Source organism: Bacillus sp. FSL K6-0268 (genome assembly GCF_038005425.1).
GTDB lineage: Bacteria > Bacillota > Bacilli > Bacillales > Bacillaceae_G > Bacillus_A > Bacillus_A thuringiensis_S.
The window spans coordinates 1-14,617 of the sequence record NZ_JBBOTF010000001.1; the positions used below are offsets into that span (position 1 = coordinate 1).

Below are 14,617 nucleotides of genomic sequence, written 5' to 3' on the forward strand. Positions count from 1 at the left end.
GTGCTACAACTGTCACAGTATCGACGCCAGGAATATATTTAGTAAGCTACTATTTCCAAGGGGACGCGACTGGTGGGAATGAAGTAGTATCTGTAAGATTACTATTAAATGGAACACAAGTAACAGGGAGTTTTATACAAAATGTAACGACATCAACTGTAGTATTGGAACCATCTATTTCAAATACGCTTCTTGTAAATGTAGCTAGTGCAAATTCAACGTTTATATTACAAAATGGCCCGCTCGGTGTTGGGCATGTGACTACAATAGCAGGTACGATTACGGCAAGTTTAAATGTAGTGAGAATATTATAAGAAATATAAAAACACAAGGAATGTCTTTTTAGACACACCTTGTGTTTTTGATGTTAAATGAACAATTTTTTATCCTGCATTAACGGGCAGTAAGACACCCACTACAAAATTCAGCTAGAGTAAAGAAGTTAGGTGATAGATCAACGGACCGTAAAAGCCCGATTGGTTTAACTAATAATCAGTGGGGATGCCCCCACTGATTAAAGTTTTGCTTTATCTTTTTGGCTGAAAAATATGTTGAAAGAAGTATTTGTGATGTAAGTTATCTACAATTTTATTTGCTTGATATGTGCGATGTTGTTCGAGTCGAAGTCTTTGCTCCATCATTTTTATTGCGTGATCAGATAAACGTAACATAATACATATCTCCTTTTCTATAAATATAGGTGACTATTTGATATCGATCCCATATTTATAATTAAGGAGGCAAAATGTGTAACATAGGCAAAAAGCACCTTCCTCTCCCATTACGCTTACGAGGTTAGCTGTCGGACTCGGGAAGTGAGAGTTTCCCTACTTAAAAAAAGATTCGCCCCAAGTAGCATAGCTACAAAATTGGTTCCCCCGCTCCAAAATTTGGACTCAGCAAAAGGTATTATAAGGTAAAAGGTAACATAAATAAAACGATTAGTCAAATTATTTTATTTTTTCTGTTTTTTCAGTTGTGTAAGTACTATTCCATCAGGTAGTTCGGTGTATGTTACTTCAAGGAAGCCGTGTTTTTTATATAATGCGATAGCAGGGGTATTTGCTTTACCTGTTTGTACAATGTATGTCATAGAAGAAGGGAACATGTTAAATATATAAATTAGGAGTTTCGTCGCAATTCCTTTTTGAAAAAAATCGGGCGATACAACTAACCTGTGGATATCAATTAGTTTTTCTTCTTGTACAAAAGAAATAAAGCCGACAAGTTTATTTTCAGAAAAATATCCATAGAATGTTTCAACGCAACTTTGAATATCGTTTACAGTATCATATAAACGGGGTATGGCAGTACTATTTAAGTAGTCCCCTTCAACTTTATAGGCTGGAATTTGAACTTGTAAAATGGATGTTGCTACTTCAAAAGAAGTGGAATTTAACTTAAGAATCATAGATAATGAAGCCTCCTTTGAATATGGTATATTAATATAATTGCTTTATGGGTGAGTTTGACAATATTTTTCTTTTTTGCATATAATATATGTATCTCCATATGTAAAATAGTAGTAAATATATTTCTATAGTGAAATATGATTAGCAATGATAAATACATATGTTTGTATTGAATCATACAAACTATAATAGAAATGGAGGACTAAAAATGGGATGGATTATCACATTAATAGTTGGTGCTATTATAGGTGCAATTGCTAGTTCTATAACGGGTAAAAATTTCCCAGGTGGTATGTTCGGAAATATTATCGCAGGTTTATTAGGTGCTTCGTTAGGTGGTAGATTATTTGGATCCTTTGGGCCATCATTTGGTGGGATTCATGTCGTGCCGGCATTATTAGGTGCAATCGTGTTAATTCTTATTGTATCATTTGTAGTGAAAGCTGCAAGGAAATAGAGATATAGATTATGATGAAGAGCCCTGAATAAGGGCTTTTCATCATTCGAAGAGGTGGTTTCATTGGAGAAAATAAATATAAGAAAAAGAGATAAGTTAAGAAAGTTTTTTAGAGAACAAAATTATTTGGCGGTATTGCTTGGATTTGCGTTATTGTTTATTAATATTTTATTACTAACAAAAATATCATTTGTTTTTACACCGTTTATCGTATTTTTAAAAACAATTTTCTTCCCAGTACTATTGGCAGGCGTGCTATTCTATATTTTGCATCCATTCGTTTCACTTTTAGAAAAGAAAGGTGTTTCAAGAATCGTATCGATAGCCTCAATATACTTAATAGTAATCGGATTATTTGTGTTTTTAGTTGTAACTGTTATCCCTATTATTAAAGATCAAATTGATGCATTAATTGATAACTTACCGTACTTTGGCCATGAGATTGAACAAGCAGCGCGTAGATTCGGGGAAAGTAATTTACTTGGTAAAATTCAGGAGAATTTAAATATTAATGTTGCGAATATGGTAAAAGACTATACAGTTGATTTTACAAAGTCATTATCATCAGTAACTGGGAATGTAACTGGATTCTTGAGTACTGTTACAGAGGTTGTTTTAACATTTGTAATGGTTCCATTTATATTGTTCTATCTTTTAAAAGATGGCGAACAATTGCCGAATCACTTCTTAAAATTCATTTCAGAACAAAGACAACCAGCAGCAATGAGAATACTAGATGATATGCACTATGCGATTAGCTCGTATATTAGAGGGCAAATTATCGTGAGCTTGTTTATCGGTATTATGCTATTAATCGGTTACCTTATTATCGGTATTAAATATGCGGTACTACTTGCGATTTTAGCGATGATTGTAAATATCGTTCCGTACGTAGGACCAATTATTGCTATTACACCAGCGTTAATTATCGCATTTATTGACTCGCCAGCAATGGTGTTAAAAGTAATCATTGTTATGATGGTTGTACAATTAGCAGAAGGTAAATTTATTTCTCCTCAAGTAATGGGGAAAAAGCTAGATATTCACCCAATTACAATCATATTTATCATTTTAACTGCCGGAAACTTATTTGGGATTATGGGCATTATTTTAGCCATTCCAGGATACGCGATATTAAAAGTGTTAGTTACGCACGGTTATAGATTTGTTAAGTTGAATACGTGAAAAAAGAGCTAAAACAGTGAACTGCACCCCAATTGTTAGACACAGTCTAACAATTGGAGGTGCAGTTTTTCTATGGCTAAATTTACAGCTGATGAAAAAATACAAATCGTTCTACGTTATTTGAACGGAAATGAAAGTTATCGAGAAATGGGTAGATCGCTCGGTATAAGTGACACAATCATTTTGAATTGGGTAAACCAATATAAACAGAATGGTCTGGAAGCTTTTCTAAAACGATGTACAAATTACACACAACAATTTAAACTAGACGTACTAAACTTTATGATTGAAAACGGTATGTCCTTATTTGAGACGGCAGCTATCTTTAATATTCCTGCCCCTTCAACGATTTCTGTTTGGAAAAAACAGCTCGAAACACAAGGAATTGATGCCCTTCAATCTAAGAAAAAGGGGCGTCCATCCATGAAAAAAGATTCAAATAAACAATTAAAACAACATTTAGCTGAAGGGTCAGTCGAAGCACTTGAAGCACGCATTAAACAGCTTGAGATGGAAAATGAGTACTTAAAAAAGTTAAATGCCTTAGTTCAAAACAAGGAAAAATCACAAAACAAGACAAAGCGCAAGTAATCTATGAATTAAGGCATAAATATTCGGTGAAGGCACTCGTGGAGCTAGCTACTATTCCTCGAAGCACGTATTATGATTTAGTAAAGAAAATGAATCGTCCAGATGTAGATGCCGATTTGAAAGCTGAGATTAAAGCGATTTATGAGGAAAATGAAGGTCGTTATGGTTACCGTCGCATTCGTGATGAATTAACGAATCGTGGCCAGAAAGTGAACCACAAGAAGGTTCAGCGCATTATGAAAGAGCTTGGGTTAAAGTGTGTTGTGCGTATGAAGAAATATAAATCCTATAAAGGAAAAGTCGGTAGAATTGCACCTAATATTTTAGAGCGTAATTTTCATACAGATGCACCGAATCAAAAGTGGGTAACAGACATCACAGAGTTTAAATTGTTTGGAGAAAAACTGTATGTATCACCTGTATTAGATTTGTATAATGGTGAAATTATTACCTATACAATTGGTTCTAGACCGACGTATTCGCTTGTTTCAGACATGTTAGAGAAAGCATTGGAACGTTTACCTGAAACGCACCAGCTACTGATGCATTCGGATCAAGGATGGCATTATCAAATGAGACAATACGTCCGTACACTAGAATCAAGAGCTATCGTCCAGAGTATGTCTCGAAAAGGCAACTGTTACGACAACGCAGTAATAGAAAATTTCTTTGGGATTATGAAATCGGAGTTCCTCTACATAAAAGAATTTGAAAATGTAGAGCACTTTAAAATAGAATTAGAAAAATATATAGATTATTATAATACGAAACGGATTAAGGCAAAATTAAAAATGAGCCCGGTACAATACCGGACTCACTTTTATCAAGCTGCCTAATCAAATAACCGTGTCTAACTTTTAGGGGTCACTTCACTCTTTTTTATTAACAATTCATTTGCATATTGGCGCGCCCATTGATCCGCTTCTAATATAGCATCTAGTGAAAGGTCTTTTACGTTATGATGAGCTTCAACTGTTTTGTAAATTGTTTTTTCAATATCGAAAAAGACAATTTCATTTTTTAAGAATCGTGCATTCGCAATTTCATTTGCTGCATTTAATACAGCGGGAGTAGTACCACCGATTTTGCCACATTCATATGCGTATTGTAGACAAGGGAACTTCTCTAAATCTGGTTTTTCAAAATGTAAACTACTGATTTCTAATAAATTTAATTTTTTATAGGAAGAAGGTAGCCGAGTAGGATAGTGAAACGCATATTGAATAGGCATTCTCATATCAGGAGCACCGAGCTGTGCCATAACTGATCCATCAATAAATTCTACTAAAGAATGAATGATGCTTTCTTTATGAATCATTACATCAATTTTTTCATACGGAATATCAAATAGCCATCTCGCTTCCATTACTTCGAATCCTTTATTCATTAATGTGGCAGAATCAATCGTTAGTTTTGCGCCCATTAACCAGTTTGGATGTTTTAAAGCGTCCTTAGCTTGTAACGTTTGCATTTCTTCACGTGTTTTATCACGAAAAGCACCACCGGAAGCTGTTACAATTAACTTCTCAATCTCTTTATTATTTTCTCCGTTTAAACATTGGAAAATAGCTGAATGCTCACTATCTACTGGAATTAAGCGACATCCGTTTTGTTTCGCTAGTTCAGTTACGATATGTCCAGCTGCAACTAAAGTTTCTTTATTAGCAATAGCGATATCTTTCTTCGCTTTTAATGCTTCAATTGTTGGGAGTAATCCTGAAACACCGACAACAGAACTTAATACAAGATTTGAATCAGGGTGAGTAGCTACTGCAATTAAGCCATCAGTCCCGTGTGTGATTTTTGTATTTGCTGAAATACGCGTACGAAGCGTGTCTGCTAAGTCTTTTGTCGCAACGCTTACAATACGAGGTTGAAACGTTTTGATTTGTTGCTCAAGAAGATCAATGTTATAATTTGCGGTTAAACCGACGATTTTGAAATGTTCAGGATGAGCTGAAACGACATCTAATGCAGATGTGCCGATGGATCCTGTGGAACCTAAAATGGATATATATTTTACCATGAAAAAACCTCCAAAGTTGTTTTGAATATTTCTGCAAACCTATATAAGATTAGACAATTGAAGTGGAAATTCCTGCTATATAAAATAGAAAATTCGGGTTTGTTTGGAAGTGGAATGTGATAAACTGTAAAAAAATAACGAAAAAGCAATGAAAGAGAAGAGTACATATTCGAAACTTTTCAGAGAGCTGATATGTGGTGAGAATCAGTAAGGGATGAATATGGAATGGGCTCTGGAGCTTCTAACTGAAATGAGTAGGTAAAGACGGTTACTTCACGTTAAGAAGTTGAAGTGAGCTATAATGATAGCTAATTAAGGAGGTACCGCGGGAGTTTCTCGTCCTTTTTAAGGATGAGAGGCTCTTTTTATTTTGAGAAAGGAGGAGTTAGTGTGAGTGAAAAAATAATGTTAACAGGAATTAAGCCGACAGGTTATCCGCATTTAGGAAATTATATTGGCGCGATTAAACCTGCATTACAAATGTTAAAGAATAATGAAGGAAAAGCATTGTACTTTATAGCTGATTATCATGCATTAAATGCTGTGCATGATTCAGAAAAGTTCAGCAGTTATACGAAAGAGGTAGCAGCTACTTGGTTATCGCTTGGACTTGGGGAAGATGTTATTTTTTATAGACAAACAGAAGTGCCGGAGATTCTAGAATTAGCTTGGATATTAGCTTGCTTAACTCCGAAAGGACTTATGAACCGTGCTCATGCGTATAAAGCGAAGGTGGAGCAAAATAAAGAAGCGGGTTTAGAGATAGATGCAGGAGTGAATATGGGATTATATACGTATCCGATCTTAATGGCGGCGGATATATTACTATTTCAAGCTACTCATGTACCAGTTGGGAAAGATCAAATTCAGCATATTGAAATTGCACGTGATATTGCGACGTATTTTAAGCATACATTCGGCACGACATTTACACTTCCGGAGTATGTCATACAAGAAGAAGGAGCAATATTACTAGGACTTGATGGAAGAAAGATGAGTAAAAGTTACGGGAATGTAATCCCATTATTTGCAGAGAAAGAAAAACTACGAAAGTTAATATTTAAAATCAAAACAGATTCTTCACTTCCGAATGAACCGAAAGAACTAGAAACGTTATTTATAATTTATAAAGAATTTGCGACAGAGGCTGAAATACAGTCGATCCGTGAAAAATATGAGACTGGAATCGGATGGGGTGATGTGAAAAAAGAGTTGTTTCGCGTTGTAGACCGCGAATTAGCCGGACCTCGTGAGAAATACGCTATGTATATGAATGAGCCAAATTTATTATACGAAGCGTTAGAAAAAGGTGCTGAGCGGGCAAGAGAAATCGCGAAGGTAAATTTAGCTGAAATTAAAAAACGGATTGGATTTGAGAGGGGGCGCTGAGCGTTCCCTTGTTTATCTATATAATATTCTTCATATTGATATGTAGAGCAAGGAATTCGCACTTCTTTTCAAAACTTATTAGTTGCACATATTAAAAAATATGCTAATATAGGGATACTTATTAAACTTGTTTAATAAGTATAATTAAAGTCACTTATTAAAGAAGTTTAATAAGTGGATCTCATTCAATAAAAAAGGAGAGGATTGTATGAAAACGGAGAAAGAAAAGATGATGGCAGGAGAAATGTATATTGCGGATGACGAAGAATTGGTGGCTGATAGGGTGGAGGCAAAACGTTTAACACGCCTTTATAACGAGGCGATGGAGACAGGAGATGAGAGGCGTTTTACGTTATTAAATCAGCTTTTAGGTTCTTCAGCTGATGGGAAAGCCCAAATTAATCCTGATTTTCGTTGTGATTATGGCTACAATATCCATGTTGGAAAGAGCTTTTTCGCAAATTTTAATTGTGTGATTTTGGACGTTTGTGAAGTGCGAATCGGTGATAATTGTATGTTTGCACCAGGTGTTCACATTTATACTGCTACGCATCCGTTGCATCCGGTAGAGCGGAACTCTGGTAAAGAATATGGAAAGCCAGTAAAGGTAGGTAACAATGTTTGGGTTGGCGGGGGAGCTATTATTAACCCTGGTATTTCAATTGGAGACAACGCTGTAATTGCTTCAGGGGCAGTTGTGACAAAAGATGTACCTCATAATGTAGTAGTTGGTGGTAATCCAGCTAAAGTTATTAAAACGATAGAAGAATAAAGGGCGTTTTCAACAGTTCGTAAATTATCGTATAGACAATGTGAAAGGTGTTTCATATGGAGAAATATAGTGCGGACAATCATAAAAAGAGATTACTTGCCTCTCGAAATGCTCTTTTTCTCTTATTTGCTTTGCCAGGTGTGGCATTTGCTACATGGATTTCAAGAACAGCAACTACTCGAGATATGTTAGCAGTGTCAAATGCAGAAATGGGCTGGATTTTGTTCGGACTATCTGTTGGTTCAATAATTGGTTTACTGAGTGCAAGCCGCTTCATTGACTGTAAGGGAGCTAGAGACGTTATTATAGGCAGTATGTTTTTTATGATTGTTGGATTGATTTGTTTAGGTATAAATATTTATTTTGTTTCTAGTATGGGGGCTTTTAGTAGCTTACTAGTATTTGGAGTAGGCTACGGATTGGCGGAAGTCGCATTGAATGTAGAAGGTTCTTCCATTGAGCAGAAATTAGGAACAACTCTTCTTCCGAAATTCCATGGCTTTTTTAGTGTAGGAACTTTAGTAGGCGCGCTCAGTGGTTCTGTCGCAGCGTCGCTTCACATCCCGATTCTGTATCAGTTTCTTGTGATTTCGGTCATATTTCTATTACTTGTATGTATGGTGTATCGTTTTCTTCCGCATGGAACAGGAAAGAAGGAGAAATCGCGGAACAAAAGGAGAGAGAAGCGTACTTCCTTACGTATGGAAAAAAAGGTGCTTTTAATTGGTCTTTTTGTGCTTGGAATGGCATTTGCAGAAGGTAGTGCAAATGATTGGCTACCTATCGTGATGGTAGATGGACATGAGCAAAGTATAGTGGCAGGTTCTATTATGTACGCAATTTTTGTATTAGCAATGACGTTAACTCGTATGTGTAGCAGCTATTTCCTTGATCGATTCGGTCGTGTCGCTGTCGTACGTGCCACTATTATGATGGCGATTCTAGGAATTTCAATCGTAATATTTGGGAGTAATTCGTATTTTCTAGCATTTGGTGTAGTACTGTGGGGGATTGGTGCAGCGCTAGGTTTCCCAATTGGTCTGTCAGCTGCTGGAGATGACCGTGAAAATGCGACTTCTAATGTTGCTGCAGTTTCTATCATTGGTTATACAGCCTTTTTAGTCGGACCACCATTTTTAGGGATACTTGGGGAAGCATTCGGAATACGTAATGCCTTGCTAGCGGTTTTATTATTTGTTCTTTTGTCTGGAATTGTATCGTCTATTACAAGAGAGAATACACCGAGCTAAATAAGGATTGCATGCAGCGGAAATATATCATCTCTATTGCTTTAGAAAATGATGTATGATATATTGTCAACGCAACTTATTAAAAGTGTTTAATAAGTATGTTGATTAAGGTGGTGAGCGATTTGAGTGAACAATTTGTTACTCAAAAATCAATTAAAGAGACGATCCTTCGCGGCATTCGTACGGCTCTTCTAGAGCAAGGAAGTGCGACGAAAGTTGAACTTAGTAATACATTAGAAATTAGTTTTCCAACGATAAGTAAATTTATAGAAAATATGAAACAAGATGGTGAAGTCACTTTAGTCGGTTTAGATGATTCAAGTGGCGGAAGAAGAGCGAAACGATATGCGTATAATCCAGAATATATGTTAGGATTAGCGATATTTTTAGAAAAAAATGAGACGAATTATACAATTTTTAACTGTTTAGGGGAAGTAAAAGAACAAGGGAGTACTTCAAGTGCATTAATTGATGCGGGACTAAGCGTATTAACAGAACATATAGAAAGTCTTATAGCTATGTTTCCAAAAATAAGTTCTATATCAATTGGTGTCCCTGGTGCGGTCGATAATGGGCGTATTTTCTATATTCCTGGATATGAAAAGTTTCAAAATTTTAATTTGAAAAGTCACTTTGAGGAACTGTTTTCTATACCAGTAGTAATAGAAAACGATATGAATGCTGCAGTGCTCGGGTATCATAAAAACACGAGGAATAATGACAATTCCTCTCTTGTATATTTGTATTCAGGTCAAAATGGCCCAGGTGCGGGGATTATGGTAAATGGAGATGTCGTACGCGGAAGTACATTTTTCTCAGGAGAGATATCTTTCGTTCCGCAGTATGATAATAAAAATTTCTTACAAGCTTTGAGAAGTGGGGATTCGCATAATTCAGAGGAATATAATATAGATGCTATTACTCGTTTAATAGCTACATGTATAGCTATTATTAACCCTCATACGTTTATCTTCTGTGATGATGAAGTGAATCAATTTGTAATAGATCAAATTGTAAAAAGTTGTCCGCAGTACATTCCGGCAGAACATATTCCGAAAATAACAGTGAGCAACTGGAAAGAAGATTATTTATATGGGTTAAAAAGCCTTGGACTTGATCTTATGATTACGAGAACAAATAAAGAAAATTAAATGTACTGGCAATGAAGCATCCAATTGCCAGTTGAATAACATAAAAGAAAAGGTGTCGATTATGAAAATTGAACATGTAGCAATTTGGGTGAATGATTTAGAAGGAATGTGTGATTTCTATAAACAGTACTTCGGTGGTGAAGAAAATAGCTTATATCACAATCCGAAAAAGCAGTTTGAATCTTATTTCATAACTTTTGAAGGTGGTGCGCGTCTAGAACTTATGAGACAAGTAGGGATAGACGATAAAATAAAAACACAAACAGTAGGATATGCGCATATTGCTTTTTCTGTAGGTAATAAAGAAAAGGTGAACGAATTAACTCATACATTAAGAGAAGCAGGGTACCCTGTGTTAAACGGCCCACGAACTACAGGGGATGGTTACTATGAAAGTGTAGTAAGTGATCCTGAAGGGAATCAGATTGAGATAACAATCTAACATTATATTTACTAATAAAAAATAAAATTTTGTTGTTCCCCCAAATGTTTACGAGAAACCTATTATTTCTGCAGAAAGGGGGACATAACATTGAGTGAAATCATTTTTATTTTCTGTATATATCCATTGCTTATTTGTATTTTTTCAATAGCTGTGACATATAAAGTAGGTACATTTTACGCGATGCCAATTGTAACATTTCTTATTTTTCTTATGTTAAGTGTTACAGTGCACGATCCAGCATTTTTCTTTTGGGTTGGCATGTATACTATTCTTTCATTTATTGTTTCTTATATAACTATCCTTTTTATAAAGGGATATAAAGTTGTAGAAAGAGAGCGTTAATATCATTTTGGGGAAATAGGGATTTACGGTGAACGATAACAACCTCATTTCACGTTGTAATGACGGGAAATGAGGTTGTTTTATTTATATTTTTAATTAGAGTGATGAAAATCGCGAAGAATCCCCTCAATGACTGGATGAAGAGTACTAGGTAACTCATCAAACGGAAAGAAACGTAATTCTTTTGACTCAGTTTTATCACATATAAGCTCCCCGTGAAATTCGCGGCAAATATAAACAACGAGTACACCATGTACTTGATCGCCGTTTGGATAGATTTGAAAGAAATCTGGCCCTGAGTATGTACGGAATAGTTCTGGATTTTTAATAATAAGTCCAGTTTCTTCAAATACTTCTCGTTTTAAAGCACCTTCTAACGTTTCGTTATATTCTAAGGCACCCCCAATAATGCCCCATCGGTTAAAATCTGTCCGAAGCTGCAGTAATACTTCATCTTTTTCATTTAATATAATGGCATGTGATCCTATTAAAATAAGTGGATGATTTCCTACTAGATTTCTCATGTCTTCAATGTAGCCCATATTTTTGCTCCTTGTATTTAATAATAGTTAGGGAGTTCTTTTAACATTCTTTCTGTTTTACGCGCTGTAAAAGCTAAGTTATGGTCATCTTTCGTTCTGAAAAATAATGTGCGTAAAAAGGTTTTAATGTTGGCGCATAAAATACAATACTCATTAAGTGAAAGGCGTTTTCTAATTTGAGGAAGCCTTTTTATTTTTTTATGAATAATAGAAATTAACTCGTTTTGAGGAAAATCATGATACAGCATTGCTAGTAATGGAGTAACAATGCGTTCATCTTCATTATTATGAAAAAGGTCAGATGGAATAAAAATTTTATTTAATAAACAATGAATTAATTCTTCGTACCATTCAAAGGTCGTATACGTATTATGAACAATTTCGGTGAAAGCATCAGATACGTGAGCAAGACAATGAGCCCATCCTTTGTTTTCAATATAGCCTCGAAAATCCGTTTCTAAGTTTGTATATGTAATGAGTTTATTTTTTATTTCTTCGATATCCTCCTCTGTACAAAAGTAGTGCGAATTAGCGAATTGGAGTATTAACGCAATTAACGAAACAGTGTAAGAACGTGTGAAAACCCCATCTGTATGTGGGGAGTAAATGTCACAATATAAATACTCATCACTTAAACAAGTTTGCAGAAGTAATTTCAGCTGATCGTCCATAAGGAATTCATGATGAATGAAATGCGCAAAACATTTATATATAAGTTGGTAACGAACGTAGCTATCAGTCGTTCCGATATACTGAAGCATGTTCAAAGTTAACTCATTTACGTCTATATGCTGTAGTTGCGTATAGTCATTTTGTTGTATAAGCTCTAACTGTTGTTGCAATGCTGTAATATCCACTGGAGAACCTCCTCCGCACTTTAAAGATGCGATCTTTTCTAGTATTCTATATATTCAAGGACAATCCTGCTCATGCAAGGAGAACGATTAGAAATTCGAGTATGATATAGATGAGGGAAGAATATGACGACGATAGAACAGTTAGAAAAACATTTTAAAATAAGAAGAAGTGCTTCTTCTATTATGATAAAAGAAAATAATGCAGAGGTTTTTACAGAAGAGCAATTAGAGGGAATGATGCAGTATTGCGTTGCCGAAGCTGAAAAAGATGGATTAGAAAAATTACATTTTGAAATTTCTTCAAAAAGCCCAAATTATGATGTGTATAAAAAATGTTTTGAAACGTATTCATTTGAATATGTTACGGAAAGCATGATTGTATTTAAAGATATATACGAAGTAGAAGATATAGAAAGTGAAGTTGATTTTAAGTTAATTGAAGAAGTAGGGGAAGAGGCTTTTTATTCACTGTGGAATGAAGCGACGGGAGAACCAGTCGTTCATGATCAATTTGTGCATATGATGCTACAAGAAATTGGTGAGCAATGGAAAGAACATTGCTTAACAGCGAATGTCGATGAAAAGCCGATAGGAATTGTAATCCCGCATATTGAAAGAGGTACGTTAGAAGAAGGGAAACTTATGTACTTCGCAGTTACTCCAAATATGCGTAATAAGGGATATGAAGCTGCATTATTTGCAGGTGCGTTGTTTGTCTTAAAGGAAATAGGTGCATCTTATTATATTGGTGAGACAAATATACAAAATGAATGGATGAAGGATGTTTTTGAAAAGAATGGATGTCAGCTGCTAAGTTGTACTGAGCGGTATGTGAGGATGTTTTAGGAGGATGAATGGTCTATATTCTCGAACTCGTATAGCGGGAGGGGACTATTTATTCGCACCCTGATCGCGGGACAGTTGTATATAAAGATTTAGGTGATGAACAAATTGCATATGTCTTTCGAGGGAATCCGTGTACAACTTATGAACAAGTAAAAGAACTTTTTGCCTCTTTGTAAGATAAAAAGAAAAATGAGAACGACAAAATAGATAATCCTATAATACAATAAAGAAAGATTCGATTATATGAGAAAGCGTTGGTGAAAGAATGGAGCAGCAAAGAAATTGGCTACAAGCAACTGTAGAAAGAATTGAAGATAATACGTTACAAATAAAGTGGGAAAATAATATAGAAGAAGTTCGTATTTATTGGAGTACTTCACCAGATCATATTGAAGAAAATGGAGAACTACTTGCAACGGTAAATGGAGAATTATCATATACAATTGAAAACCCGAGTGAAAATGAACGTCCATATTTTAGATTAGTAGGAAGTAATGGACAAGCAGTAATAGTAGCCGAGCGTAGATTGCCATTACAAGGTGCGTTTAACTTCCGTGATATGGGAGGATATGAAACGACTGAAGGCCGTAAAGTAAAATGGGGCAAATTATATCGTTCTGAAGAATTAGCAGGGCTAACTGAATGGGATATTGCCTATTTGCAAAAGTCTGGCTTAAAGTTAATTTGCGATTATCGTACAGACTTTGAAGTGAAGCATAAGCCGAATCCAGAAATTACGGGTGCTCGTCAAGTGTGCTTACCAGTTATGCAAGACTTAGCGAAAGACTTAAATATAAATGAGTTTTTCCAAGTTGGTGACCTTTCTATGTTAGGAAAACCAGGTGAATATCTTGTGAAAATGAACCAAGGTTTCGTAAGTGGTAACGAGGCATTCGTGAGCTTCTTAAACTTAGCGCAAAACCCGGAAAACTTACCGTTAGTAAACCACTGTACAGCTGGAAAAGATCGTACTGGATTTGGTTCAGCATTATTACTACTTTTACTAGGTGTACCAGAAAAAACAGTAATGGAAGACTACTTACTAAGTAACGGATTTCGTGAAAAGCTAAATGAAAAAATGATGGCCTTTTTAGGTGCGAAATTACAAAACGATGAGAGCAGAGCGATATTAGGTGCAATGTTTGAAGCACGTGCTGAATACTTGCAAGCTGCGATTGGTGAAATTCAAAAGCAATACGGATCAGTTGAAGCATACGCTGAAAGGGCTCTTGGCTTTACGAAAGAGTCGTTAGAGGAAATGAAAGAGTTATTGCTGGAAGATAAGTAAGAAGAAGGGAGGCTGGTTTTAATTAGCCTCCTTTTCTTATTGTTGTTATAATTAAGCTATGAGA

Annotated in this window: 16 protein-coding genes, 1 pseudogene, 1 riboswitch and 1 other annotated feature; of the genes and pseudogenes, 12 read left to right on the forward strand and 5 right to left on the reverse strand. The window is 35.4% G+C overall.

The annotated features are described in order from the left end of the window. Window positions 1-314: pseudogene (locus MHI28_RS00005) on the forward strand (collagen-like protein); the annotation flags it as partial. A 213-nt stretch (window positions 315-527) separates the two neighbouring features. Here MHI28_RS00005 and MHI28_RS00010 read toward each other — a convergent pair. Continuing rightward, window positions 528-671, reverse strand: a complete 144-nt coding sequence (locus MHI28_RS00010; protein ID WP_000945244.1) for a hypothetical protein — start codon at window positions 669-671, stop codon at window positions 528-530. 97 nt (window positions 672-768) lie between these two features. Next, a riboswitch (cyclic di-AMP (ydaO/yuaA leader) is annotated at window positions 769-912 on the reverse strand. A 43-nt stretch (window positions 913-955) separates the two neighbouring features. Further along, the gene (locus tag MHI28_RS00015; RefSeq protein WP_000601235.1) at window positions 956-1,411 is read right to left on the reverse strand and encodes a GNAT family N-acetyltransferase; all 456 of its coding nucleotides are present in this window, start codon (window positions 1,409-1,411) and stop codon (window positions 956-958) included. A 209-nt stretch (window positions 1,412-1,620) separates the two neighbouring features. Between MHI28_RS00015 and MHI28_RS00020 the strand changes: the two genes are divergently transcribed. The 3 genes from MHI28_RS00020 (at window position 1,621) to MHI28_RS00030 (ending at window position 4,481) form a co-directional block, all read left to right on the forward strand. Next, window positions 1,621-1,869, forward strand: coding sequence for a GlsB/YeaQ/YmgE family stress response membrane protein (locus MHI28_RS00020; RefSeq protein ID WP_000539733.1), 249 nt, complete (start codon window positions 1,621-1,623; stop codon window positions 1,867-1,869). A gap of 63 nt (window positions 1,870-1,932) precedes the next feature. Next, window positions 1,933-3,054 carry an AI-2E family transporter gene (locus tag MHI28_RS00025; RefSeq protein ID WP_000411479.1) on the forward strand — a complete coding sequence of 374 codons (1,122 nt, stop codon included), beginning with the start codon at window positions 1,933-1,935 and terminating at the stop codon, window positions 3,052-3,054. 72 nt (window positions 3,055-3,126) lie between these two features. Continuing rightward, window positions 3,127-4,481, forward strand: a protein-coding gene (locus tag MHI28_RS00030; protein ID WP_208730123.1) for an IS3 family transposase whose coding sequence is annotated in 2 segments (ribosomal slippage) — window positions 3,127-3,580 and window positions 3,580-4,481 — 1,356 coding nt in all. Because the reading frame shifts where the segments join, the coding sequence is not laid out codon by codon here. A gap of 14 nt (window positions 4,482-4,495) precedes the next feature. Here MHI28_RS00030 and MHI28_RS00035 read toward each other — a convergent pair. Continuing rightward, a complete protein-coding gene (locus MHI28_RS00035; RefSeq protein ID WP_340827535.1) occupies window positions 4,496-5,671 on the reverse strand; it encodes a 1-deoxy-D-xylulose-5-phosphate reductoisomerase in 1,176 nt (391 codons plus the stop codon). Between the two features lie 139 nt (window positions 5,672-5,810). Then, window positions 5,811-6,018: a binding site (T-box leader), on the forward strand. Between the two features lie 43 nt (window positions 6,019-6,061). Between MHI28_RS00035 and MHI28_RS00040 the strand changes: the two genes are divergently transcribed. The 6 genes from MHI28_RS00040 (at window position 6,062) to MHI28_RS00065 (ending at window position 11,020) form a co-directional block, all read left to right on the forward strand. Next, a complete protein-coding gene (locus tag MHI28_RS00040) occupies window positions 6,062-7,060 on the forward strand; it encodes a tryptophan--tRNA ligase (RefSeq protein ID WP_001290857.1) in 999 nt (332 codons plus the stop codon). Window positions 7,061-7,268: 208 nt separating this feature from the next. After that, window positions 7,269-7,832: a maltose O-acetyltransferase gene (locus tag MHI28_RS00045; protein WP_000845628.1), complete on the forward strand. Its 564-nt coding sequence runs from the start codon at window positions 7,269-7,271 to the stop codon at window positions 7,830-7,832. 56 nt (window positions 7,833-7,888) lie between these two features. After that, window positions 7,889-9,082, forward strand: coding sequence for an MFS transporter (locus MHI28_RS00050; protein ID WP_000417593.1), 1,194 nt, complete (start codon window positions 7,889-7,891; stop codon window positions 9,080-9,082). 122 nt (window positions 9,083-9,204) lie between these two features. Next, window positions 9,205-10,233, forward strand: coding sequence for an ROK family transcriptional regulator (locus tag MHI28_RS00055; RefSeq protein WP_000003031.1), 1,029 nt, complete (start codon window positions 9,205-9,207; stop codon window positions 10,231-10,233). 61 nt (window positions 10,234-10,294) lie between these two features. Continuing rightward, window positions 10,295-10,675, forward strand: coding sequence for a VOC family protein (locus tag MHI28_RS00060; protein WP_000687550.1), 381 nt, complete (start codon window positions 10,295-10,297; stop codon window positions 10,673-10,675). A gap of 90 nt (window positions 10,676-10,765) precedes the next feature. Then, window positions 10,766-11,020: a YbeF family protein gene (locus tag MHI28_RS00065; RefSeq protein WP_001289513.1), complete on the forward strand. Its 255-nt coding sequence runs from the start codon at window positions 10,766-10,768 to the stop codon at window positions 11,018-11,020. Between the two features lie 92 nt (window positions 11,021-11,112). Here the strand turns inward: MHI28_RS00065 and MHI28_RS00070 are convergent, their stop codons facing one another. Together MHI28_RS00070 and MHI28_RS00075 are read right to left on the reverse strand one after the other, a co-directional pair. Next, a complete protein-coding gene (locus MHI28_RS00070; RefSeq protein WP_000540466.1) occupies window positions 11,113-11,562 on the reverse strand; it encodes an NUDIX hydrolase in 450 nt (149 codons plus the stop codon). A 17-nt stretch (window positions 11,563-11,579) separates the two neighbouring features. Next, a complete protein-coding gene (locus MHI28_RS00075) occupies window positions 11,580-12,419 on the reverse strand; it encodes a DUF2785 domain-containing protein (RefSeq protein ID WP_000355454.1) in 840 nt (279 codons plus the stop codon). A 123-nt stretch (window positions 12,420-12,542) separates the two neighbouring features. Here MHI28_RS00075 and MHI28_RS00080 point away from each other — a divergent pair, with 123 nt between their 5' ends. Next, window positions 12,543-13,265, forward strand: a complete 723-nt coding sequence (locus MHI28_RS00080) for a GNAT family N-acetyltransferase (RefSeq protein WP_000207420.1) — start codon at window positions 12,543-12,545, stop codon at window positions 13,263-13,265. A gap of 265 nt (window positions 13,266-13,530) precedes the next feature. Then, on the forward strand, window positions 13,531-14,553 hold the full coding sequence (locus MHI28_RS00085) for a tyrosine-protein phosphatase (protein ID WP_000437801.1): 1,023 nt from the start codon (window positions 13,531-13,533) through the stop codon (window positions 14,551-14,553). Window positions 14,554-14,617: the final 64 nt, after the last annotated feature.